Annotated in this window: 25 protein-coding genes; 19 read left to right on the top strand and 6 right to left on the bottom strand. The window is 69.4% G+C overall.

The window, feature by feature from the left end:
- Positions 1-70: 70 nt before the first annotated feature.
- The 3 genes from ACIRVF_RS08340 to ACIRVF_RS08350 are packed head-to-tail and all read left to right on the top strand — an operon-like array spanning position 71 to position 4809.
- A complete protein-coding gene (locus ACIRVF_RS08340; protein WP_402815427.1) occupies positions 71-370 on the top strand; it encodes a hypothetical protein in 300 nt (99 codons plus the stop codon).
- Between the two features lie 26 nt (positions 371-396).
- The gene (locus ACIRVF_RS08345) at positions 397-684 is read left to right on the top strand and encodes a hypothetical protein (RefSeq protein ID WP_402815429.1); all 288 of its coding nucleotides are present in this window, start codon (positions 397-399) and stop codon (positions 682-684) included.
- Between the two features lie 3 nt (positions 685-687).
- Complete coding sequence (locus ACIRVF_RS08350) at positions 688-4809, top strand: hypothetical protein (RefSeq protein ID WP_402815431.1); 4122 nt, start codon at positions 688-690, stop codon at positions 4807-4809.
- A gap of 42 nt (positions 4810-4851) precedes the next feature.
- Here ACIRVF_RS08350 and ACIRVF_RS08355 read toward each other — a convergent pair whose 3' ends face one another.
- Entirely contained in the window at positions 4852-5241 is a 390-nt protein-coding gene (locus tag ACIRVF_RS08355) for a hypothetical protein (protein WP_402815433.1), read from the bottom strand.
- Positions 5242-5613: 372 nt separating this feature from the next.
- Here ACIRVF_RS08355 and ACIRVF_RS08360 point away from each other — a divergent pair, with 372 nt between their 5' ends.
- The 11 genes from ACIRVF_RS08360 to ACIRVF_RS08410 all read left to right on the top strand — a co-directional run bounded on the left by ACIRVF_RS08360 (position 5614) and on the right by ACIRVF_RS08410 (position 15344).
- Positions 5614-6861, top strand: coding sequence for a hypothetical protein (locus ACIRVF_RS08360; protein ID WP_402815435.1), 1248 nt, complete (start codon positions 5614-5616; stop codon positions 6859-6861).
- A gap of 25 nt (positions 6862-6886) precedes the next feature.
- Positions 6887-7963, top strand: coding sequence for a hypothetical protein (locus ACIRVF_RS08365; RefSeq protein ID WP_402815437.1), 1077 nt, complete (start codon positions 6887-6889; stop codon positions 7961-7963).
- On the top strand, positions 7960-9165 hold the full coding sequence (locus tag ACIRVF_RS08370; protein WP_402815439.1) for a hypothetical protein: 1206 nt from the start codon (positions 7960-7962) through the stop codon (positions 9163-9165). Before ACIRVF_RS08365 ends, ACIRVF_RS08370 begins: the two co-directional genes overlap by 4 nt.
- A 24-nt stretch (positions 9166-9189) precedes the next feature.
- Positions 9190-9495 carry a hypothetical protein gene (locus ACIRVF_RS08375; RefSeq protein ID WP_402815441.1) on the top strand — a complete coding sequence of 102 codons (306 nt, stop codon included), beginning with the start codon at positions 9190-9192 and terminating at the stop codon, positions 9493-9495.
- Positions 9496-9511: 16 nt separating this feature from the next.
- Positions 9512-10681 (top strand): GDSL-type esterase/lipase family protein, encoded by a 1170-nt coding sequence (locus ACIRVF_RS08380; RefSeq protein ID WP_402815443.1) that lies wholly within the window; start codon positions 9512-9514, stop codon positions 10679-10681.
- 13 nt (positions 10682-10694) lie between these two features.
- Positions 10695-11951: a hypothetical protein gene (locus tag ACIRVF_RS08385; protein ID WP_402815445.1), complete on the top strand. Its 1257-nt coding sequence runs from the start codon at positions 10695-10697 to the stop codon at positions 11949-11951.
- A 151-nt stretch (positions 11952-12102) separates the two neighbouring features.
- A complete protein-coding gene (locus tag ACIRVF_RS08390; protein ID WP_402815447.1) occupies positions 12103-12642 on the top strand; it encodes a phospholipase D-like domain-containing protein in 540 nt (179 codons plus the stop codon).
- Entirely contained in the window at positions 12639-13052 is a 414-nt protein-coding gene (locus ACIRVF_RS08395; protein WP_402815449.1) for a DUF1003 domain-containing protein, read from the top strand. Before ACIRVF_RS08390 ends, ACIRVF_RS08395 begins: the two co-directional genes overlap by 4 nt.
- A complete protein-coding gene (locus ACIRVF_RS08400; protein ID WP_402815451.1) occupies positions 13052-14704 on the top strand; it encodes a GH25 family lysozyme in 1653 nt (550 codons plus the stop codon). Before ACIRVF_RS08395 ends, ACIRVF_RS08400 begins: the two co-directional genes overlap by 1 nt.
- Positions 14704-15078 carry a hypothetical protein gene (locus ACIRVF_RS08405; protein WP_402815453.1) on the top strand — a complete coding sequence of 125 codons (375 nt, stop codon included), beginning with the start codon at positions 14704-14706 and terminating at the stop codon, positions 15076-15078. The genes ACIRVF_RS08400 and ACIRVF_RS08405 overlap by 1 nt, the downstream gene beginning before the upstream one ends.
- 26 nt (positions 15079-15104) lie before the next feature.
- Positions 15105-15344, top strand: a complete 240-nt coding sequence (locus ACIRVF_RS08410) for a hypothetical protein (RefSeq protein ID WP_402815455.1) — start codon at positions 15105-15107, stop codon at positions 15342-15344.
- A 53-nt stretch (positions 15345-15397) separates the two neighbouring features.
- Here ACIRVF_RS08410 and ACIRVF_RS08415 read toward each other — a convergent pair whose 3' ends face one another.
- Complete coding sequence (locus tag ACIRVF_RS08415; RefSeq protein ID WP_402815456.1) at positions 15398-15928, bottom strand: hypothetical protein; 531 nt, start codon at positions 15926-15928, stop codon at positions 15398-15400.
- 124 nt (positions 15929-16052) lie between these two features.
- Between ACIRVF_RS08415 and ACIRVF_RS08420 the strand changes: the two genes are divergently transcribed.
- Complete coding sequence (locus ACIRVF_RS08420; protein ID WP_402815458.1) at positions 16053-16250, top strand: hypothetical protein; 198 nt, start codon at positions 16053-16055, stop codon at positions 16248-16250.
- Here the strand turns inward: ACIRVF_RS08420 and ACIRVF_RS08425 are convergent, their stop codons facing one another.
- Complete coding sequence (locus ACIRVF_RS08425; RefSeq protein WP_402815460.1) at positions 16251-16439, bottom strand: hypothetical protein; 189 nt, start codon at positions 16437-16439, stop codon at positions 16251-16253.
- On the bottom strand, positions 16418-16666 hold the full coding sequence (locus tag ACIRVF_RS08430; protein ID WP_402815461.1) for a hypothetical protein: 249 nt from the start codon (positions 16664-16666) through the stop codon (positions 16418-16420). Before ACIRVF_RS08430 ends, ACIRVF_RS08425 begins: the two co-directional genes overlap by 22 nt.
- Before the next feature lie 57 nt (positions 16667-16723).
- Here ACIRVF_RS08430 and ACIRVF_RS08435 point away from each other — a divergent pair, with 57 nt between their 5' ends.
- A complete protein-coding gene (locus ACIRVF_RS08435) occupies positions 16724-17383 on the top strand; it encodes an HAD family hydrolase (RefSeq protein ID WP_402815463.1) in 660 nt (219 codons plus the stop codon).
- Here ACIRVF_RS08435 and ACIRVF_RS08440 read toward each other — a convergent pair.
- Positions 17364-18629: a transcriptional regulator gene (locus ACIRVF_RS08440; RefSeq protein ID WP_402815465.1), complete on the bottom strand. Its 1266-nt coding sequence runs from the start codon at positions 18627-18629 to the stop codon at positions 17364-17366. The two genes, ACIRVF_RS08435 and ACIRVF_RS08440, sit on opposite strands and share 20 nt — an antisense overlap.
- 139 nt (positions 18630-18768) lie before the next feature.
- Here ACIRVF_RS08440 and ACIRVF_RS08445 point away from each other — a divergent pair, with 139 nt between their 5' ends.
- Positions 18769-19017 (top strand): hypothetical protein, encoded by a 249-nt coding sequence (locus tag ACIRVF_RS08445; protein ID WP_402815467.1) that lies wholly within the window; start codon positions 18769-18771, stop codon positions 19015-19017.
- A gap of 195 nt (positions 19018-19212) precedes the next feature.
- Positions 19213-19731, top strand: coding sequence for a hypothetical protein (locus ACIRVF_RS08450; RefSeq protein WP_402815469.1), 519 nt, complete (start codon positions 19213-19215; stop codon positions 19729-19731).
- Between the two features lie 543 nt (positions 19732-20274).
- Here the strand turns inward: ACIRVF_RS08450 and ACIRVF_RS08455 are convergent.
- On the bottom strand, positions 20275-20517 hold the full coding sequence (locus ACIRVF_RS08455) for a helix-turn-helix domain-containing protein (RefSeq protein ID WP_402815471.1): 243 nt from the start codon (positions 20515-20517) through the stop codon (positions 20275-20277).
- A 190-nt stretch (positions 20518-20707) separates the two neighbouring features.
- Here ACIRVF_RS08455 and ACIRVF_RS08460 point away from each other — a divergent pair, with 190 nt between their 5' ends.
- On the top strand, positions 20708-21838 hold the full coding sequence (locus ACIRVF_RS08460; RefSeq protein WP_402815472.1) for a hypothetical protein: 1131 nt from the start codon (positions 20708-20710) through the stop codon (positions 21836-21838).
- Positions 21839-22134: the final 296 nt, after the last annotated feature.

Genomic DNA, 22134 nt, shown 5'->3' on the forward strand with positions numbered 1-22134 from the left:
GAGCAAGAAGCCGTCCAGAGGGGCGCTCCCGCCCTCCGCGCCGTCAGCCTCCGCCGAGCCTGCTTTCGAGGTGCTGCGTCTCACGACCACGCCGCAGGTGGACGAACAGCGGGTGCCGCTGTTCTACATCGACGACGTCGAGTACACGATCCCGGCCCGGCCGCGAATGAACGTCGCCCTGCAGTACATGCACGTCGCCAAGGACCAGGGGGACGCCGTCGCCGCGGACTTTCTCCTCAGCAGTCTCCTCGGCGAGGAGGGCTACCGGGCGCTGCGCGAGTACGACCAGCTCACCCCGGAGCAGTTCCAGCACATCACTGACATCGCCACGCGGCAGACCATGGGCGCTCTGGAGCTCCCAAAAGCGTAGTCGACCGGATCGTCCAGGTCGGCTGGGTGCTGGACCATCTCGACGACCTAGCTTCGGACTTCAGCGTCTTCCATCGCATCGCGGACATCACGCTCCTCGACGGCCCGACGTTCTTTCGGCTCGCGTGGCGGATGCCCGCTTATGAGGGCGTGATGCGCGTCCGGGCCACCGCTCAGCAGGGCGACGGCGACACCGCGGGCATGCCACATATGGCGCCCGGCCGCTACGAGGAGATCAACCCCGGGACCCGTACAGCCCTGGCAGCCGATCCCGCCTTCGCAGGCCTGTTCAGCTACGGATCGCCCGGGGGGTGAATCGTGCCCGAAGGCTTCCGTATTGCCAGCGCGTTCGTGACGGTGTCCCCGGACGCCGAGGGGTTCCGCGAGGAGCTGCAGGCCAAGCTGGAGGAGGCCACTGCCGGGGCCCATGCCCGGGTGCGGGTTCAGCTCGACACCGGGGAGCTCGACGCCGGCGCCGAGAGGGCGCGGGCCACGGTCGACGAGCTCGGCGCGCGCACGGCCCGGCCGAGTGTGCGGCTGGAGGACGGCGAGGCCAGCGCGAAGATCGGCGAGATCCGCGAGCGCCTGGACGCCCTGTCTTCTACCGACCCGTCGCCACGGGTGCGCGCAGACATCTCCGACGCACAGGCCAAGGTCGAAGCGATCGAGGCGAAGATCGACCGGCTGAACTCGGTCATCGCCCGGCCTGCGGTCACCCCGCAGATGGCGTCGGCGCAGGCCCAGATCGACGCGGTGACGGCGAAGCTGGAGGAGCTGAGCACCAAGGAGGCGACCCCGAAGGTCACCGCCGACATCGCGAAGGCGCAGAGCCGGCTGGAGATCCTGCGCGCGCGCCTCGACGAGCTGCAGACCCGGGACGCGCAGATCCGCGTCCAGGCGTCGGCGGGCCTGACCCGGGCTATGGCGGACCTGGACCGTCTGCTGGCGAAGCTGGCCGAGCTCGACTCGAAAGAGGCCAAGGCTCGCCTCAACCTGGACGACGGCGAGTTCAACGCGAAGGTCGACCGGGCCGAGGCGCGCCTCAAGAAGCTGAACTCAGAGTCCGCGAAGCCCCACGTCGGCGGCTCCGGCGGCGAGGGCGGACTCGGCGGCCTGTCCGAGTACAAGATGCCGCTGGGGATCGTCGGGGGCATCACCAGCCTCCTGCCCAGCATCGGCGGCGCCGCCATGGGCGGCGGCCTGCTCGCGGGCGCGGGCGCGCTGTCGCTCGGTCCTGTCGCCAAGGCTCTGGGGGACGCTCACCAGGCCGCTTTGAACATCGGCATGTTGCCTCAGCAGACCGCTGCGATCCAGTTCTCGAACTCTGTGCAGCGGCAGGGGGCGCAGGAGCAGGTCACCACCGCCCGCATGCAGCAGGCGCAGGACGCGATCACCTCGGCCCGCAGTATCGAGTCCGCGCAGATGAACCTGGCGTCGGTGGAGCGTTCCGCTGCCGCGCAGCAGGTGCAGGCCCTGCAGTCGGTGGTGCAGGCCGAGCAGGGCGTCCAGCAGGCCAACTACGCGCTGTCCGAGGCGCAGTACAACTTGAACCAGGCGTGGGAGCGGGCGCGGGAGAACCTGCGGGAGCTGGACGACCAGCTCGCCGACAGCAAGCTGAGCGTGCAGGAGGCCCAGCTCGGCATCCAGCAGGCGATCTACCAGCAGAAGCTGGTCGACGAGAACGCCTACTCGACGCAGTTGGACCGGCAGCAGGCCGCGCTGGCGGTCGAGCAGGCCCAGCAGCGCCTCGTGGACGCGCAGGATCAGCTGACCGCCTCCCAGTACCGCGCGAACCTGGCTAACCAGGAGGGCATCGACGGCTCTCAGGAGATCATCAAGGCTAAGCAGGCCGTCGTCGCCGCACAGTACGGGCAGACCGACGCGCAGGCCCAGTACGCCATCGCGCAGCAGAGCTTGACGAACACGCAGCTCAACAACGCTTCCCAGATCAAGGAAGCGCAGATGCAGCTGACGGCGGCCGAGCAGGAAGCCGCCTACCAGCGACAGATGGACGCCCGCAGCGTCGCCTTGGCGGAGCGCAACGTCTCCAACGTGGTCCAGGAGCAGCAGCTCCAGTGGGCCGCGATGAAGGCGACGGAGAACGAGGCCGCCAACCAGCTCGCCAAGGACTTGTCGCGGATGACTCCGGCGATGCGGGCCGTGGTCGAGCAGATCCTGGGGATGAATGGCGCGCTGACCCGCATGAAGGAGGCCGCGCAGAACGCGGTCGCCCCGGGCTTGGCGCAGTTCGTCACGGGTCTGTCGCAGTCGATGCCCGCGCTGACGGCGGGCGTTGCGGCGATGGGCGCGGAGATCGGCAAAGTGTTCTCCACGGTCGGGTCGGCGCTGCAGTCGCAGGCCGGGCAGGACGTCCTCAAGGGGCTGATCGACAACGGCCTGAAGCTCGCCCAGACGGTTGCCCCGGCTGTCCAGAACCTCGTCGGTGCGCTCGCCAAGCTCGGGGCGCAGAAGGGCGCCGCTGACGGTCTGGGTGGCGCGGTCGCCGGCATCGCCAACGGGCTGACGGCCGTGGTGAAGGCGCTCGGCCCGTTCGTCGGACCACTGTCGTCCGGGCTGTCCACCCTGGGGCAGGCCTTGGCGCCGATCGGCACGCTACTGGGATCGGTGGTCGGGCAGGCTGCGCAGGCGCTCGCGCCTGCGCTCGCGGCTCTGCTGCCAGCCGTGACGACGCTGGCTGGCGCCCTCGGCGACGGGCTGAAGCCGATCTTTCAGGCGCTCGGGCCGTTGCTGCTGCCAGTGGCGCAGGCGATCACCGGCGTGGTCGAGGCGTTTTCCCCGCTGCTGCCGGTGGTGGGGCAGATCATTGGCCAGATCGGCCAGGATCTGACGCCTCTGTTCCAGGCGCTGGTGCCGGTTGTTCTGCAGCTCGCGCAGTTCCTGGCGAAGGATCTCCAGGTCGGGCTGGTTCAGACCCTTCAGGCGCTCCTGCCGGTGATACCGGCCGGTGTCAGGCTGATCGAGTCGCTGCTGCCGCTGGTCAGCTTGGTGCTCCGGCTCGGCGGGATCCTGGTCGAGTTCGCAGGCAAGCTGACAGGGCCCGTGATCGGCGCGATCGTCGAGGTGGTCGCGGCGATCCTCGGCTTCGTGAGCCACTGGCGCGAGGCGGTCGACTGGATCGAGCAGCAGGCCAGTCGGCTGTGGCACGGCGTCTTCGAGCCGATGTGGTCCGGCATCAAGCAGGGCGCCGTGGCCTTCGTCAATGAGCTCAAGCAGGTCTGGAACACCCTGGGTGCGATCTTCAAGGATCCCGTGGCCTTCCTGGTCAACACGGTGTACGACAACGGGATCGCCAAGTTGTGGAACCAGGTCACGGGCGCGCTCGGTATGCACAGCCTGGACCTGCCGATCATCACGGGTTTCGCCACGGGTGGCGTCGTGCCCGGCTATGCCCCCGGGCAGGACACCGTTCCGGCGATGCTCTCGCCCGGTGAGGGTGTGCTGGTGCCGGAGGCAGTGCAGGCGATCGGCCCGAGTGCCGTCCTAGCGCTGAACGCGGAGTATGGCGGCGGCCGGCAGTCCGTCGGCAACCACTTCTCGGGTGGCGGCATCCTCGGCGGCATCAAGGGCTTCGTCGGTGGTCTGATCGACAAGGGCTGGGACCTCGCGAAAATCACCGCAGCGATCGCCACGGGCAATGGCGAGGCCCTGACCAACGCGCTGGCCGCGCTCATCGGGACCCAGGGCGCCAGCGGCAACTACGCGAAGTTGATGCTCGGGATCCCGACGTCGCTGATCCACAGCATGGTTCAGGCGATCCTGGGCGCACACCACTCCGCTCCCAGCGGCGGCGGTGGCGGTGGCGGGGGCCCCATCCCCACCGGTGATCACCTGTCCATCATCGACGCGGCGCTCCAGGCCGCGGGCGTGCCCCCGCCGGGCACGCAGGATGAGTGGCGCGCTGGCCTCAACACGCTGATCGAGCGTGAGTCCGGCTGGAATCCCCGGGCCATCAACAACACCGACATCAACGCTCAGAACGGGGACCCGTCCCGCGGCCTGGCCCAGACGATCATGTCGACGTTCCTGTCGAACCACGCGCCCGGCACGAGCACCGACATCTACGACCCGGTCGCCAACGTTGCCGCAGCGATCCGCTACATCGTGGGCCGCTACGGCAGCATCAGCCGCGTCCAGCAGGCCAACCCCAGCCTGCCGCCCAAGGGCTACGACCAGGGCGGGTGGCTGATGCCCGGCACCATGCCGGTCAACGGGCTCGCCAGGCCCGAGGCCGTGCTCACCCCCGACCAGTCGGAGGCGTTCATCGCCTTGGCTCGACACCTTGCCGCGCAGGGCCCGCAAGCCGCCACGGCGGGGCGGCATGTCACGGTTGAGCAGCACTACCACGGCACTCAGCTGCCCACGGTGGAGCAGCAGGCTGACATGCAGCGGCGGCTCACGCTGGCGCTGAGCGGTGCCTGACCGGTGCGGGCGCCAGCGTGAGGCTGCTGGCCCCGTGCGCGGTCACGCCTTGGCGATCCGGGTGACCCCCATCCAGAGCTGCTCTACCTGGGCGGTGGTCAGGGTCGATCGGGGCGCGACGTTGACGTCGAACTTGATCGACCGCCCGGGCTGGATGGGTGCCGTTGTCGCGTCGACTCCAGGCCCGCCGGATGACCCGGTAGCGCTGCCGATTGCCTGGGTGACGTGGAAGGAGTACCTGACCGGCGCCTGGCAGGGGTTGGTGAACTCGAACGTCACGATGACCACATTCACGTCGGCGTGAGCATCGAGGAGTTGGGCCTCGTTGCCGGAGTCGTCGGCGGGGATTCCGCAGGGGTCGGCAGCGGTCTTCAGGATCTTGACGTCGTCGAGTGCGGGGGCCCCCTCCGCCGGCTTGTAGGGGAGCCGCACGGCGGGAATTGCTGTCTCCAGCTGCCCAGTCGGATCCGCTGCACGGCTCGATGTGGCGGCTGTCGTCGGGCTCGGCGATGGCGTCGCCGTCACTGTCGTCGGCGAGCTGGAGGCCGCAGTTACGGCCGCTGCGAGGGACGCCGGGGTTGGCGCCCCGGCCGATGGCGGGGCCGCGGGCGTTGCCGTGGTGGTGCTGGCGCACGCGGCGGTCAGCAGGACAGCGGCGAGAGCCGCATGGACGCGACGCACAGGACCCCTCCCAGGGGGTGTGGCGGTTTGGGTGCCGCCAGTGTGGCAGCGCCTAGATCACACCTCGTGGGGCTTTGCCCGACCGTGACCGATACCAGCGCAGGACACCGGGGGTGATGGCGGGTGGCGCAGGCCATCGCGGGGCAGCCGTACACGCTGAGTCTGAACTTCTACGACGAGACAACGGGAAAACTCGCGGACCCGACCTCGGTGCAGCTGGACATCACCTACGGGCAGCAGGTCGGCTTCGTCCCGGACACAGCCGGGCCATACACCTACCAGGGCGCCTCCACGGTGACATCCGCCCAGGTGTGGCGCACCGGCCCAGGTCAGTACTCCTGCGTGTGGAACGTGCCGGCCACCGCGGCGCAGGGCGTGTACGTCGCCAACTGGACCTGCGCTTACGGCGGTTCGACGTGGCTTGGCGTTGAGGACTTCAACGTCATGGGCGGCCTCCACGTGCCGGTGCCCGCCAGCGATGTGGGGTTCTGGACCGGTGGCCTGGTCTACGGCGGCCTGGACATCGAGTTCGGGACCGTGGATGCCAACGGCATCGCCTGGCTGTGGCAGAAGCTGGAGGGCTGGGACGGGCCCGACGTTCAGGGCGCAGGCGTCATCGCGCGTGCCGGCGACCATGGTGGCTGGGCCTCCCCTCAGTTCTATGCTCCCCGCACCTTGACCTGGACCGTCACCGCATCCGCGCCAACCCAGGCGTTGCGGGATCAGGCCCGTGCGCTGCTGCAGCAGGCCGTGCCGATCAGCGACCTGGCGATGCTGCGGGTCGATGAGCCGGTCCCGAAATTTGCGTGTGTGAGGCGGTCCGGGAAGCTCACCGAGGCCTACCCGACCCTGACGGATGTCACCTTCACCATCGGACTGGTCGCCCCGGACCCGCGCAAGTACGCCACCGCACAGCGGTCGTTGACGATCGGCCTGACGCCCTCCGGGGGCGGCGGCGGAATGGTCGCGCCGTTCACGGTGCCGTTCACCCTGGCAGCATCCGCGCCGCCAGGCGCGGCGGCCGCCACCAATGCGGGCTCGTTTCAGACTCCACCAGTGGCGGTCGTGTCGGGGCCCATCGCGGGGCCGACGCTCACGAACCTGGCCACCGGCCAGACAGTTTCCTGGTCCGGGCTGACGCTCAACGCCGGCGACACCTTCGTGGTGGATTTCCTCAACCGGCAGGGCTTCGTCAACCCGACCACGGCCTCAACGTCACCCGGCCTGCCGTCCACGGGCGGCACGTACTGGCCGTCCGACATCGCCTCGTCCTGGTGGCAACTCGGGCCCGGCACCAGCCAGATCGCCTTCGGCGGCTCAGCCGGATCCGGGGCCACGACCACGTACTACTGGCGGGATTCCTGGGTCTGAGCCCATCGCGCCGTGAGGAGAACCGATGGCAACCCAGATCACCACGTCCGTGCCGCTGTGGCTCACCGGAAAGACCTACGACGCCAACAGCGGCACCGACCTGCGCAACTCCGCTGTGACCGCCTACTTCTACGACCCCGGCATTGCAGGCGGCAGCAACATCGGCGTCCTGGGTGGCGTCGTCGGAGGTACCGGTCTCGCCGTGACCGCCGGCACCGGAATGGCCGTCAACGTGCAGCCCGGCTCGTTCGTCGTGCCGAACACGGCCACGCCGACAGCTGGCGGCTACGTCTCAACCCTCCCGTCGTCCGGGACTCTGACGGTCCAGACCGCGGACCCGTCCAACTCGCGGATCGACATCGTCGTCGCGTACGTGTCCGACGTCGGCACGTCGTCCAGCTTCGGCGCGGTCCAGATCATCACTGGCGTAGCGGCGCCGACTCCGTCCGTGCCCGCGGCACCGGCGAACTCCATCACCCTGGCGAAGGTCACCGTGCCGGCTGCCGCCAGCTCCATCACCAGCGGCATGATCGCCGATCAGCGGCCCTTCACCACCACGACCGGCGGCATCCTCGTCGCCCCGAAGGGCACCGTCACCGGCTACCCGGGACAGGTCGCCTGGGACAAGCCGAGCGGCAGCTTCTACCACAACAACAGCACGGGCGCCCAGCAGATGAAGGTACTCCCGTGGCCGCCCTTCATCTCCACACTGACCTACAACTTCAACTGGTACGGCGCCGAGACGACGGTCACCAGCGGCACCATCACGACCGACGGCGCCACCGACATCCAGGTCTTCTTCAAGTGGGCCGCGGTCTCCTCCAACAACCCCTCGACGCCCAACTTCAACGTCCAGTTCCGCATGTACATCGACAGCACGGTACTGGACAACTTTTTCACGCCCAACTGCCCCACGGACAACGGCATCTACGCCGGCGGGTCCTGGTCCTACTACACCAGCAGCGCAACCGGCGACACGCCATCTGCCGGGACCCACACCATCAAGGTCACGGCCCAGAACATGGTCGGCACGAGCAACTGGACGACGGTGGTCGGGCAGAACAGCCGCATCATCCTCCGGGTGCAGCCGGTCACACTGTGAGCACCTACACCTACGCCGCGACCGACCTGATCAGTGGAGCCGTCCTGGCAGACCGTCTGTCTCTGACCGTCCAGTCGTTCGGGATGCAGCTCAACGGGTCGGGCACCCTCACCGGCTCCCTCGCACTCAGCGAGGCATACGCGGTAAACGCCCCGGCAGTTGCGGCACTTGAATGCCGCCGGGCCGTCCTGTGGGTATTGCAGGACGGCTACCCCGTCTGGGCCGGGATCGTCTGGGACTGGCCCGACCAGGGTCGCAAACAGGGCACCCTCCCGATCTCGGCGCAGACCCTCGACACGCTGTGGTCGCACCGGCTGATCACGGACACGATCATCTACCAGCAGGTCGACCTGTTCCAGGCGTTCATCGACCTGGTCCGCTACGGCACGTCCAAGCAGTCCGGCTACATATCATCCGTGTCCCCGCCCGCGACCCGAACCCCCGCCTACCTGTCGATGGTCGCCCGAAACGGCGCCGTCTCCCGACTGGTACTCCCGCAAGGAGCGGCCGCCATGGCCGGGGTCCCGTGGACGGCGTCCTACACGTACTCCGACCTCGCCCAGGTCAGCAGCGCCTGGCAGGACATGTGCGCATCCGGCAACCTGGAGTACGCGTTCGTCCCCGGCATCGACTCCAGCGGCCAGTTGGCCGTCTTCCTGCGCCTCGCCTACCTGAGGATGGGCCGCCCAGCCCCATCCTCCGGCTACACCCTCACCTACCCGGGCAACTTGATCGACTACGGCTACCAGCGCACCGGCAGCCAGAGCAGCAACGTCATCTGGGCAACCGCACCGCCGAACGGCGCGGCACTGCAATGGCAGTCCGCCTACCCGCACGGCTCCGACACCCGGGACCTGTCCGCTGGCTACCCGCTGATGGAGTCGTCCATCTCATGGCAGGGATCCTGGGTGACCACGCAGGCGCAAATCAACGCCTTCGCGGACGGCGAGGTCCAGCTGCGTACCCAGGCGATGACCAACCCGGTCGTCACCATCGGCGGATCTGGCTACCCGCGGCTGCGCGACATCGTCCTCGGCGACACCACCACCCTGGTCGCCACCTCGCCGCTGCACCCGCCCACGTCCACCGGCGCCCCCGGGCTTCAGCAGCAGGTCCGGGTCGTCGGATGGACGTGCTACCCGCCTGGCCCGCAGCAGCCCGAGACCATTCAGCTGCAGACCTCCGGTGTCATCACCGGATAGCCCCCGAAGGGCCGGTGACCGCCGATGCCTCTGTACCCGCGCCCGCTGGAGCAGCGCTTCCCAGCCGAACTCCAGGCCATGCAACTGCGCTTGAGCCGCCTCGAAACCCGAACAGCGGGCATCGACTCCGGCTGGCCGCTCGCGGCGCTCCCCGCGGTCATCGACCCGGCCTACACCACAGGCCAGCCCAAGGCGTTCCTCAACGGGGCCACTACGCTCACCGGCCCCTACCAGCGGCTGTCGTCCTACACGCCCACCGCGGGCGACCACGTCCTCGCCGTGCCGGTCGGCGCGCAGCAGACCTACGTGATCCTCGGCAAACTGATCTGACCAGGAGAAACCCGCCTTGACCGCGAACGTGTACGGCATCGCCAGCACCGGCAAGGGGATCTACATCCCGCCCGGATGGGGCACGAACTGGAAAGCCAAGCTGACCGCCGCACAGGCCGGTACGGGAACGGCTGTGGCAGCTGCCATGGGCGGGTCCTCCACTCAGGGCTACTACGCCTCCGACCTGCGCTTCAAGGGCTGGTTCGGGCTGCTGCGGAGCTCGCTGCAGGCCATATGCGGTGCCGGCGGATCCGGGTTCCGTTCCTCGTCCATGACGGCGCTGTTCCAGTCCGCGAATGGCGTCCCGACGGCGGCCACGAGCGCCTACAACGCCGTGGGCAACCTGGCCACCCTCGGCGGCGCCTGGAGCGCCGGGGGCAACGCGTATGGCCCCGGCGGCTACTACGTCTACACGCAGGCGTCCGGCGCCACATGGACCCTGTCCGTGACAGGAACCACCATCAAGATCTTCACGGTCGACGGCGGTGGCAACCACGCCAACTGGACCTACTCGATCGACGGCGCCGCCGCGGTCACCGTGACCGACTCAGGCTCTGCCCAGGCCACAATCCGCACGACGGCCATCACCGGGCTGGCCACGGGGCCTCATCAGGTCGTCATCACCTACGCCGGCAACGGCAGCAACTTCCTGTCGGTGGTCGGCATCGCCGGGGAGAACACCGCCGGGGTCATCTTCAACGACTTCTCCCGCTACGGCAGCAGGGCAGGCGACTACGCCCTCGCCGACCAGACCCTCGCCACCCCGTTCAACGCCGGCGCGTCCTACCCGGCCGACCTGGCGATATTCGCCCACGGCCCCAACGACGCGGCGCACGGCGACACCGGCGACACGTGGGCCCGCAACACGCGGCTGCTCATGCAGAACGTCCGGGACGCCAATTCCAACGCCGAGCTGATGATCGTGCTGCCGAACGTCGGCAACTTCGACACCGCGAACTACCTCTACCAGGACTACGCGGGCCCCGCCCGTGGACTGGCAGAGGCGTTCGGCGCCGCGCTCGTCGACTTCTGGGCGATCGGCAACAACACCTGGAACTACTGGAATTCACTCGGCTACTGGGCCTCGGCGTCCAACCCCGGCGCCGCCGGCTCCGACACCGTCCACCCCTCCGACGCGGGCCACCAGTTCATCGCGAACACCCTGCTGCCGTACCTGACGGTCTGACAAGGAGGGGGCCATGACCTCCATTCCCACCCCGACCTACACGACCACCGGCAACGCGGTCTACACCGGCAACATCACCGCCCAGGGCGGCACCCTCGCCGTCACCAACTCCAGCACCCCCCACACGGCCGCCCTCAGCGTCGACGGTGCGATCACGGGACTCACCGAATCCCTGAGCGCCGGGGCATCCGGTGGCAACGTACTCCAGGTCACCAACACGACTTCCGCGCCGACCAGCGCGAATGTCAACATCACCTCGAACGCGGCAGCGGACAAGACGCTGGCTGTGCAGGTGGCAGGCGACACGCAGCCCAGGCTCACCGTGGACTCCAACGGAAAGCACGGCTGGGGCCCCGGCGGGTCAACCGCGACGGACACCACCCTCTACCGGTCCGCAGCAGGAACCCTGACCACGGACGGGTCCATGGCGGTCGGCGCCAACCTGTCGGCCGCAGGAACGTCGACCCTCACCGGGAACGTGACCGCCGGCGCCAACCTGTCCGTCGCCGGAACATCCACCCTCACCGGGGCCGCCACCACCACCGGAACCCTCGGCGTCGGCACCAACCTGTCGGTCGCAGGAACATCCGCCCTCACCGGGACGGTGACCGCCAGCGGCGCCGTCAACATCGGCACCAACCTGGCGGTCACGGGCACCTCCACGCTCACCGGCAACGTGACTGCCAGCGGAAGCCTGACCGTCGCGGGCTCCGCAACCGTCGCCGGCGTCCCCTTCCCGGCCGGGGTCTACTTCCCATCCGATCACGGCTTCGCGGCATGGACCTACGACCCGACCGGCGCGGTCAACACCACACAGACCAACAGCGGAACCCTCTATCTCGCCCGGGTGCCGATCAGGTTCGCCACCACGCTCACCAAGGCGTACCTCAGCATCGCCACGGCGGCGTCCGGAGTCACCGCCAACCAGAACTACGTCGGCCTCTACGACTCCGGCGGCACCCTGCGCGCATCCACAGCGGCCGGCTCCATCGACGCCAGCATCACCTCTCCCGGGCTTCTCACCGCGACGTTCAGCGCCTCGTACAGTGCCCCGGCGGGCATGTACTGGATCGCGTTCGTCAACAACGCCACCACACCCACCACCCTCGGGCGCACAGGCACGTTCCTGGCGACGCCGAACGCGAACCTCGCCGCATCGGCCTACCGCTTCGCCGTGAACGGCACCGGCCTGACGAACGCACCATCGACCATCACACCTGGCAGCAACACCCTCAGCGGCCTGATCACCATGTGGGCTGCTGTGGGCTGACAGCCCGGAGCAGCCCCCACGCAAGCACCCAAGCCGCGAGCTGCCGTGGATCCCCATGGCGTATCCCCTCGCGCCGCAGCGATGCACCCGACCTCCGCCCCCCCCCCCCCCGCAGGCACTGTGGGGGCTTCTTCATGCCCGGAGACCATCCATGGCCCTGCCCAACCTCGACGTGCTCGACAAGCACAAGGTCGGCGGCTTCCCACCCGGCTACCCGACGAACGTCCGCACCTGGTACTCACCGGTCGACGACGTCCACGCCGTCCTGGTAGACCTCATCAAGTCCGCAACCCAGAGCCTCGTCCTCGCCCAGTACGGCTTCGACGATGACGAAATCGCCGACCTCCTCAAGGAGAAGCTCGCCGACGAGCACGTCTTCGTGCAGCTCAGCCTGGACTCCTCGCAGGCCGGCGGCGTTCACGAGCGGGAGATCCTCGCCCGCGAGGCGTACCCGGCGTCCAGCATCGCGATCGGACGCTCCGAGAGGGGCGCCATCCAGCACATGAAGCTGCTGGTCGTCGACGGGCTCGACGTCGTCACTGGCTCGACGAACTGGTCGCATTCCGGTGAGGCTCTGCAGGACAACCAGCTCACCGTCATCCGTGATCCGCTGGTGGCCGCCGAGGCTCGGGCGCGGATCGATGCCGTTCACCACCACATGCTCAGCGCTGCCCAGGGAGCTGCCTCGTGAACGGCGGCTCGGCTGGGAACGATCAGCTGCATCGACACCCTGCGAATCAGGCCCGGCACGATGACCGAACCCTCGGCGACCGCATAGCCGACAGCCTCGCCTCGGGCATGGGCAGCTGGCGGTTCATCATCGGCCAGGCGGTGTTCACGGCGGGCTGGATCGCGGCGAACACGGTTCACGGGTGGTCCCGGTGGGACGAGTACCCGTTCGTTCTGCTCAACCTCGTCTACTCATTCCAGGCTGGCTTCACCGGCCCGATCCTCCTGCTCAGCCAGAACCGGCAAGCCGAACACGACCGGCTTCGAGCAGAGCACGACTACGACGTCAACGAGGAATCACTCGCCTGGAACAGGGCTATCGCTGCGCACCTCGGCGTGAACGAACCGGCAGGCGAAAAGGAGGACAGCTGATGGCGAATGCAATCGGCTACGACGTCAGCGACTTCCAGGACAGCATCCCCGCCGACGCCCAGTACGTCTTCGTGAAGGCGACGGAAGGTGGTCACACCGAGCAGTCTGGTTACTCGGCGAAGGTTGCTGCGGCCCGCGCCCGGGGCCTTCCGCTCGGCCACTACCACTTCATCCACTGTGAGAATCCGGTCGATCAAGAGGTGGAGCACTTCTGTCGGGTCGTCGGGCAGGTACCTGCTTCGGATCTGCTGGCGCTGGACTTCGAGCCGTACGGGCAGGGCGTGAGTGACGCGGCTTGCACGGCGGCGAAGAATCAGTGGCTTGCCGCTGTGAAGCAGCGCTACCCGAACAACCAGGTTGGCATGTACGTGAACCTGGATTGGTGGCACCGCACTGACGACGACTGCGGGGACTTCTTGTGGGTCGCAGACCCCGCCCACCCGGCCGGGCAGCCTGCGGTGCAGCACCCATGGAGGTTCCATCAGTACGTGCAGTCGCCGCTGGACGCGGATGTCTTCAACGGCAGCGTCGCCGATCTTCAGGCCTGGGTCGGCGATGCGACTTCGACGCCCGCGCCCGTTTCCGTGCCGAGCCAGACAGGGCCGTGGGTCTCCCCGGGCCGGGTGACGCGGGATCAGTGGGGCGCGGTGGCTCCGTCGGGCGCGTATACGCCGATGACCAACGCCGCAGGTGTGAAGATCCACTACCTGGGCAGCGCCTACACCTTCGGTGACCACTCCACGTGCGCCGCCTACATCCGGCGGATCCAGGCCTCCCACATGGCCGACCCCGTCCAGCACTGGGTGGACATCGCCTACAACGAGCTGGTGTGCGAGCACGGTTACCGGTTCGAGGGCCGCGGGCATGCCGTGCGGTCCGGTGCGAACGGTAACCAGACCCTCAACGCCCAGCACTACGCGATCTGCGCGCTGCTCGGATCGACCGGCTCCACGACGCCGACCGACGCCCAGCTGCAGGGTCTGCGCGACGCGATCGAGGACTACCAGCACAACGCAGCCGCCGGCTCCGAGATCAAGGGCCACCGGGACGGCTACTCCACCGACTGCCCCGGCGGCCCCCTGTACACGTGGGTCCAAGCCGGGGCCCCACGACCACAGGAGGACGACATGCCGTTCACCGAACAGCAAATCCGCCAGTTCATCAGGGAAGAAGCATCCGGACAGGTCGTCCGCGACGCCAACGCATACGCGGTCTTCTGGTGGCTGACCGCCGCACTCACCGGCAACCTCCCCGCGGGGGCAACCGGCGACTGGCAGACCATGCTCCAGACCGCTCACGACAACATGAACGCCGAGAGCGTCGCCGCCGCGGTGTGGAACCACCCGGTGCCCGACTGGGGGCTGGACTCTCAGGGCAACGCAGTTGCCCTCGGCACCAGCAAGTCCGTGTTCTGGCACGCCGTCTGGGGTGACGTCGACGCCGCGAAGCAGCAGGCCATGGGGGAGAAGATCCTCGCCGCGCAGTCGGCCGCGATCGCCGCGCTCGCCGCCCAGATCACGGCCCAGCATCCCAGCGTCGACACTGCCGCGGTCGTGGCGGCGGTGCAGCAGGCGATCGCCTCCGCGACGGTGCACGTCAAGGTGGACGTGGCTGGCGCCCCGGCCCCCGGCAATGGGCAGGTGGCCTCGTGATGACGAAGTTGTTCGGACGGGAACCGGCGCTGTGGGCGACTCTGGCCGCGGTTCTGGTCAAGATCGTCGCGGCGTTTGGGCTGCATTTTTCCGGCGATCAGCAGGCCCTCGTTAATGCCGTGGTGGCGGCCGGCGTCGGCCTGGCTGTGGCGGTGATGACGCGAGACGGGGTGTCCGCGGCAGCGATGGGTGCCGTGCAGGCGGTGCTCGCGCTTGCCGTGGGGCTCGGCCTGCATTGGAGCGCCGAGCAGCAGGCCACGGTGATGTCTCTGGTGGCGGCGGCGGTCGGCATGTGGACCCGCACTCAGGTCACTGCCCCGGTCCCGGCCGCCGCGCCCGTGCCGTCCAGTCCGCCGGCTGCGAGCCGCGAGTGACCGCCCCGACCCCTACCCCGACGACAGTGGACTTGCTGGTGGTGCTGACCCGACTTGAGACCAAGCTGGATACGGCCACCGCGGGGATCGCCGACCACGAGACACGGATCCGTGTGGTTGAGCAGTCCGCTGTCGTCGAGTCGGACATCGCCCAGTTGCGGGCTGACGTCGAGTCGTTGAAGCGGGCCCGCTGGCCGCTGCCGACGATCTCGGCCATCGCCGCTGTTGTCGCTGTCGTCGCCTCGGTGGTCCCGCTCATCCACTGAACCACCGCGCCCCCGCTCGGCCACGTGCCGGGCGGGGGCGCTTCGTCTTGCGGTCAGATGGCGGCCTGCAGCGCCTTTGCCTGGTCGGGCGTCAGCAGCTTCGACACCCTGACCAGCACCGGGCCGTGCACGTAGTCGTACTCCATCAGCGCGGGCATGCCCTTGACGATGCCCTGGATGTACTCGGAGCGGGCTTTCGCGTCGGCCTCTGTGGCGAAGACCTCGATGGCGCCGCCGCGGTTCACGGAGTCTTCCTTCTCGCCTTCGACGTCGGCGGCCTTGATCCGCGAGTCCGAGAAGGTCACCTTCGATGTGTACTGCCCGGGGCGGCCGAGGAGGTGGTTCGGGTCGTTGTCGGCGGTCACCTGCACGCCGGTCTTCACGGTCTTCACGGCCGCGGTGAGCTTCGCGAGGACGGCGGATGCATCGGCTGCCTGGTCGGCCGGCTGTGCCGGGCTGGCGGCTCCGGCTGGCTGGGTGGCGGCTGTGCCGGCGGCGGCCGGCTTGTCCGTGGTGCTGCTGGAGCAGGCGGCGGTTGCGGTGAGCAGGCCGACGGCGAGGAGGGTGAGGGTGGTGCGGCGCATGGTCCCCCCTGGGACGTGGTGCGGGTGGTGGGGGGACCGTATCGGCGCGACGGCGCTGCTTGGGAATGGTTTGGCCGATCTGTGACCAAACGACCCCGAACTGGTCGGCCGTACGGTGGGGGGCATGAATGAGGCCACGATGGTGTGCGAGGCCTGCGGGCAGGTTCGCCCGTGGACGCCCTATGGCCGGTGCAGCTGGGAGTGCTTCGACCAGCCACGGGCCACATCGGAGGAGATGCAGGCTGCGATCGATGCCGCCCCGGGGGCCCTGGCGTTCGTCATGGGGTTGGCGCCGGGCGAACGTGTCGACGACCCCGGGTGATCAGGGAGTGTCGCCGGTCCAGCGCCACACACCGGACTCGTCCGGGCGGTACCAGGACCGGCCGCCGGGCCCGTACGCGGAGTGCGGGCTGGCCAGGGCCGTGCCCGGGTCGGGGTCGGCCACGTTTACCACGGTGCTGTAGCCGTCCAGTGGGCCGCCGTGGAGCTCTACTGTCTGCCAGTTCTCCATGAGGCCATGATGCCGGAGGTCAGGCCGCCGCTTGCCCGCCGTCGAGGTGGGCCTTCGCGGCGTCCATGGCGGTGTGCGCGCAGGCTGAGCGCCGCGGTGACGTAGGCGTCCCGGGCTGCGTCCACGTCGCCGCCAGCCTCGCGGGTCGCGGTCATCGCCCGGTCGGCCTCGACCGCGGCGGCGTGGAGGGACAGCAGGTCATCGGGGAGCGGCAGCGGGTTGGGCATGCCGCCATCCTATTGGGGGACGCCGACAGGACGTCCTCCCACCACTAGGCTGCGGACATGATTCGTGCTGTGGTGTTCGATGTCGGTGAGTGCCTGGTCGATGAGACCCGGGAGTACGGCACCTGGGCCGACTGGCTGGGTGTGCCCAGGCACACGTTCGTGGCCCAGTTCGGTGCGGTGATCGCCCAGGGACGGGACTACCGGGAGACGTTCCAGGTGTTCCGGCCCGGCTTCGATCTGTACGAGGAGCGCGAGCGCCGCGCCCAAGCCGGCCAGCCGGAGCACTTCGGCGAGGAAGACCTCTACCCCGATGTCCGGCCCGCGTTCGCCCAGCTGCGAGCGGATGGCCTGTGGCTGGCCATCGCCGGGAACCAGACCACGAGGGCCGGCGGGATTCTGCGCGAGCTGTTCACGCGCGACGTGGACCTGATCGGGACCTCGGACGACTGGGGCGCGAGCAAGCCGGACCCCGCCTTCTTCGAGAGGGTCGCTGAGGCCACGCCGGCCGCGCCGGGCGAGATCCTGTACGTCGGCGACCGGCTCGACAACGACGTGCTGCCCGCCGCCCGGGCGGGGATGCGGACGGCGCTGATCCGGCGGGGCCCGTGGGGCTGGATCCAGCAGCACGACCCGGCCACCGCCGAGGCCACGTTCCGCATCGACTCGCTTGGGGAGCTTCCGGAGCTGATCGCCAAGTTCAACGCTGGAGCGAGCTGAGGGTCGCCGACCAGGAGTAGAGGCGGTCGTCTACACGCCGGACGGCCGCCGAGTCCTGCCACGGGTTGAGCGCCCGCCTGGCGTCCCGTACCCGCTCCATGCCGGTGGCGTACCAGGTCACGGCCAGCTGGTCGAGTGCCTGCTCCAGCAGAGCACACGCGAGGTCGGGCTCCCCGGCAGCGGCTTCGACAGCGGCCAGGTCCGCGAGGACGACTGTCCGCTGTTTTCCGTCGGTGTCGGGGAGGTCGGCGAGCGTCTGCTCCAAGGTGGTGCGAGCCTGGGGAATCAATCCGGCGACCAACTCGGTGTTGCCACGGAACGCGTGCAGGCGGACTGCCGAGAACCAGGTGAACCAGCCGGGCGAGACCACGTCGCTACCGGCGACGAGGACATCTTCGGCGTGGCGGAGCAGGGCGAGTGCCCCACGATGGTCGCCGCAGCGGGTGAGGCACTCAGCCTCGACCGCGTCGAGCCACGCAAGGACTTCAGCTGAGGCTGGCGCCCGTCGGGCGTAGGTGCGAGCGGCGTGCATGCGCTCGCGGGCGGCGTCGAGGCGGCCGTCCCAGCCGGGCACGAACGCCGAGTGGGCGAGAATCGCGGCGCCAAGGAGGTGGTCGTCGGCCTCGCCGGCCGCCTGGAGGGCGCGGACGAAGGTCGCGTCGGCGGCTGCGGGATGGCGCAGGTCGAAGAACTCGATGCGGCCGAGCAGCAGCAGGGACTCCGCGAGGGCCGCGGCCAAGACGCGGCGGGCTACGCCGGACGTCTCGCCGAGCAGTGCGGTGCCGAGGCCTGCGTGTTCGGCGACGGCCCGGTGGAGGGCGGCGGGAGCTACGGAGGCGTAGAGGCGGCGGTGGGCCTGGGTGACTATGGCGTAGTCAGCGCCTACGGTGCCGGGTTGTGTGCCTGCGGAGCCGTACGGTCGGGGGAGGGTGCCGCGAAGAGCGGTGGGTGCTGCGGCCGTTGTCGGCGGCGTTGGTGCGGCGGGCGCGGCCGGGCGGGCGCGGTCCCACGGGGCGCGGAAGCCGAGGTCCTCGACTGGCTGGTGGAGGACGTGCACGAGGAGTCGCTGATAGTCCTCGCCTGGCCAGGGTGGGGTTTTGGACTCCCACCGGCGGACCTGCCGGACGCTGACCTCGATGCCGCGCATGCCGAGTTGGCGGGCCGCTTCCGTGAGTGCGTCGGCGAGGGCCTGCTGCGTGGCATAGCCAGCGGCCTGCCGGGCTGCCTTGAGCGCAACGTTGGGCACGGTGTCCTCCGCACGAGCTGGTGATGTGCCAACAGTACGGTTCAAGAGGACAGTTCGGGGACCCGAGCGGCATATGACTGGGCCAGAAGTCCTCCCCGTGTCCTCCAAGAGTCCTCCGTGAGACCTTCAGGACGTCCGCTTGAGCGACGACGATTCACCCATGACGGACATGACGGTACTGGTCGAGTACCGACCGCTCGACGGTGAGCCCCGGGAAATCAGGGTGACGGGTGAGCAGTTGCACGCCCGGGCCTGCATCGTGGGCTCGTCGTGCTCTGGCGACGTTCTTGTTGACGCCGGCCACGTACACACAACTACCGGCGAGCGCTCTGCCCCGCTCGGCTGGGCCGTGGTCGCCCATCCCGAGTGCCTCGCGGACGAGTCATGAGTACCGCCGACCTCGCGAGCATCGACCCGCGCGGTCGCCGTCGGCTGCCCCACCGGGATTCCCAGCACCACGCCGCTGCCGCCGCGGCACGGATGCTGCTTGACGAACACCGCAGCACAGGCGGCCAGTGCGTGCGCTGCGACACCCCGTGGCCCTGCACCGTCGCGGCGGCCGCGCTGAATCAACCTTTCCACGATGCTGCAGGAGGACCAGGGCATGAAGGACGATGACCCGGTGACAGTCGCGGTGGACGGCCACCTGGACCGCACCACCCTCCCAGCGTTGGAGGCCCTGGACGTCCTGTGGCAGACGGTCCGCCGGCTGCCGGTGAGCGCGTACGAGCTGCAGGCGATGGAGTGGCTACTCGGCTCCGGCAGCACGGGCGACCTGGAGCGCATGATGGACGGTTCCGGGGTCGTCGACTGGCCCCTGGGGCTGGACGGCGGCGGCCAGGCGATCGTCCGTGTGTGGCACGGGGATGGCCTGACGCGAGCTCAGCGCGTTGGTGCCCGGTACACCGCCGAGCCGCTGCCGCCGGGGCCTCGCGGTGGCCGCTCGTGGGCCGTCCGCGACGCCGAGACCGGAGCGCTGGTGCAGGACGACGAGGGCACGCTGCGCAGGTTCTCCATGGAGTCGGGCGCCCAGGAGTGGATCCAGCGTCAGGGCTACATCGCCGGCTACCGGGGCTTGCCCGGGCGGGAAGTGGCTCGGTGAGCGCCGCCGGTGAGGCGCCGGTCGTGCCGGAGGGCGAGGAGCAGACCGAGCTGGGCCGGTGCACTGTTTGCGGGGCCTGGGTCCGCGGCCGATTCGTTCAGGACCTCACGGCCTACGTAGCCGAGGTCGAGCACTGCCCGCCTCCTGACGCCGACCCGCGCGCCGGCCAGTGACTGGATCGCGCCCCGAGCGTCCTGTGCCAGAGCCACGATGGTGACCCCCAGCAGCACGAGGAGGACAACGTGAGCGGAGCGGTGCCCCCGGGCGCCCAGGGCCGGTGGCGCGGTCAGCGCGGCCGCGCTTCCCGAGGCCCCACCCGGACGCCCCTGCATCCCCCCATGCCGCTGCCGGACGAGGTCCCGGCGGCCGAGGAGCACGAGGAGGAAGAGATGAGCGACGACGCTCAGCGGAAGTCGTCCGGCAACCCTGGGGGCATCGGCGGCCCGCCGCCGCCGGCGCCAGGGCCGTCCAGCCCGCCCCCACCAACACCGCCGCCGACCGAGTAGCGGCGCCCCTGGCGGGCCGTACTGGGGTACGGCCCGCCTATTCATCACGGAACAGCCTCCACAACGGCACGCCGATCGCTCGTGCAACAGCGCTCAGCTGATCCAGCGTGGGCGCCACGAGCCCGTTCTCGATACGGCCGATCGTTCGACGGTCCATTCGAACATGCTCACCCAGTTGCTCCTGCGTGAGATTCGCCTGCCTCCTGAGTGAGTACAGCCTCGCCCCCACATCCCGGCGGTCACGGAGCTGCTGGTCATTGGGGCGGTAGGGCGTGGGCACCCCTTGACCGTCACGGCTGCATGATCAAAAGTCTGTACCGATCACGGCGCCACTTTTCGATCACCAGTTCGGGTTAATATGCACGCCGCCCCACCAGCGAACTACCCTCAAACCCGCCCCAACCACCCTGGCTCCGCCCTCCTGACCCTCGACCCCACACAGGACGCCCCAGCCAGAAGGACCAAGCACCATGCCCCACCCCGACCCCCACACCGCCAACGACCGCCTCCGCGCCGCCACCCTCCAACTCGCCATGACCGGCCACGCCAGCGACTTCCGGCGCGTCGCCGAACTACTCCTCAAACCCGGTGCCCTCAACACCGACACCTACCGCGTCTACATCGCCCACGGCCCCGCCCCCCAACGCGACCACCTCCTCGACCGCTGCCAGGAAGCCGTCGGCTCCGACGCGTTCGTCGCCCGCTGCCTCGCCTACGACACCGACATCGTCATCATCGCCCCGCTGCCCCCACTCGACGTCACTGTCGGCTGGGACTCCACCGGCACGCGCCTCCGACACCTCATCAACCCCCACCACGACTGGCACCTCGGCGGCAGCGGCATCACCGACCTCAACCACATTTCCCAGGCCTACGCCGACGCCTCCAACGCCCTTCTCGGCGCCCGCTACACCACCGACCGGGCAGCCCTCTACAGCTCCGACCTGCGCCTCGCCTCCGTCGTCGACGACCGCGCACCGGCGTGGGCCGCGGCCCTCCTCGCCCCGCTGCTGAACCAGCCCGCGGCCCGCGCCGAACAGCTCCGCAAGACGATCCGCTTCGCCCTCGTCTTCAACCACACGGTCGCGGCCAACCTCCTCCTCACCAGCCGCAACGTCGTCGCACGGCGCATGCGCCACGTCAGCAAGCTCCTCAGCCTGGACCTCAACCGCATGCGGGACCGGGCCATCCTGGACCTGGCCATCGAGGTATGCATGCTGGCCGACTGCGGCATCGTCCCCACCGGCGACGTGCCGACGCTGCCCGACCTGCTGTCGACCACCGAGGTCCACAGCTGGGCCACCTCACTGCTGGGGCGACTCGACGCCGACTCCCGGCCCCTGCGTCGCAGCCTCCTCGCCTGGCTGACGCATGACGGGCATGTGGACGCTGCCGCGGGGGCGCTCGGCCTGCGGCCGGCGGCGGTGCGTCAGCACCTGCGGGCGGCGGAGACTCTGCTGCACCGTCGGCTTCTCGGCTCGCAGCCTCACGACCGGGAGGAGGCGATGGGGGTGGTCGGCAGCGGCGGTGTCTATCTGGCTGCCGTGGCGGTGGGCGAGATCGAGGTGGGGAAGTGGCCGGAGGCGAGGCCCCGGCTGTGATGATGGCCAGACAAGTGGTGCAGATGTTGTGCTCGGCCAGCAAAACAGGAGCACTTCTTCCGTTTCGCGCCACCGGCGAACGTCTTACCGTAGTCCTCTCCCAAATGGTCGGCGGCGCCCCAGAGGGCGTCAGCCGCCCCTGACCTGCCGCCCCCTGATGAGGCCTCCTGCCCACCCGTGCCTCATCTGGGGGCGGCATAGTCCAGCGTGACAGCACCTCCGGCCGCTACCTCACTGCGCCCCGACGAGGAGAGCCCGCCCCAAGCTCACATACACAACCCAGGAGGCCCGGTCGA

It is taken from the genome of Kitasatospora sp. NPDC101157 (assembly GCF_044768255.1).
Taxonomy (GTDB): domain Bacteria; phylum Actinomycetota; class Actinomycetes; order Streptomycetales; family Streptomycetaceae; genus Kitasatospora.

Bases quoted from the DNA above. Each gene is read 5' to 3' on its own strand.
- ACIRVF_RS08365 (WP_402815437.1), top strand. From the start codon at position 6,887: ATGGCAACCCAGATCACCACGTCCGTGCCGCTGTGGCTCACCGGAAAG.
- ACIRVF_RS08375 (WP_402815441.1), top strand. From the start codon at position 9,190: ATGCCTCTGTACCCGCGCCCGCTGGAGCAGCGCTTCCCAGCCGAACTC.
- ACIRVF_RS08385 (WP_402815445.1), top strand. From the start codon at position 10,695: ATGACCTCCATTCCCACCCCGACCTACACGACCACCGGCAACGCGGTC.
- ACIRVF_RS08390 (WP_402815447.1), top strand. From the start codon at position 12,103: ATGGCCCTGCCCAACCTCGACGTGCTCGACAAGCACAAGGTCGGCGGC.
- ACIRVF_RS08400 (WP_402815451.1), top strand. From the start codon at position 13,052: ATGGCGAATGCAATCGGCTACGACGTCAGCGACTTCCAGGACAGCATC.
- ACIRVF_RS08405 (WP_402815453.1), top strand. From the start codon at position 14,704: ATGACGAAGTTGTTCGGACGGGAACCGGCGCTGTGGGCGACTCTGGCC.
- ACIRVF_RS08415 (WP_402815456.1), bottom strand. From the start codon at position 15,928: ATGCGCCGCACCACCCTCACCCTCCTCGCCGTCGGCCTGCTCACCGCA.
- ACIRVF_RS08420 (WP_402815458.1), top strand. From the start codon at position 16,053: ATGAATGAGGCCACGATGGTGTGCGAGGCCTGCGGGCAGGTTCGCCCG.
- ACIRVF_RS08425 (WP_402815460.1), bottom strand. From the start codon at position 16,439: ATGGAGAACTGGCAGACAGTAGAGCTCCACGGCGGCCCACTGGACGGC.
- ACIRVF_RS08430 (WP_402815461.1), bottom strand. From the start codon at position 16,666: ATGCCCAACCCGCTGCCGCTCCCCGATGACCTGCTGTCCCTCCACGCC.
- ACIRVF_RS08435 (WP_402815463.1), top strand. From the start codon at position 16,724: ATGATTCGTGCTGTGGTGTTCGATGTCGGTGAGTGCCTGGTCGATGAG.
- ACIRVF_RS08450 (WP_402815469.1), top strand. From the start codon at position 19,213: ATGCTGCAGGAGGACCAGGGCATGAAGGACGATGACCCGGTGACAGTC.
- ACIRVF_RS08460 (WP_402815472.1), top strand. From the start codon at position 20,708: ATGCCCCACCCCGACCCCCACACCGCCAACGACCGCCTCCGCGCCGCC.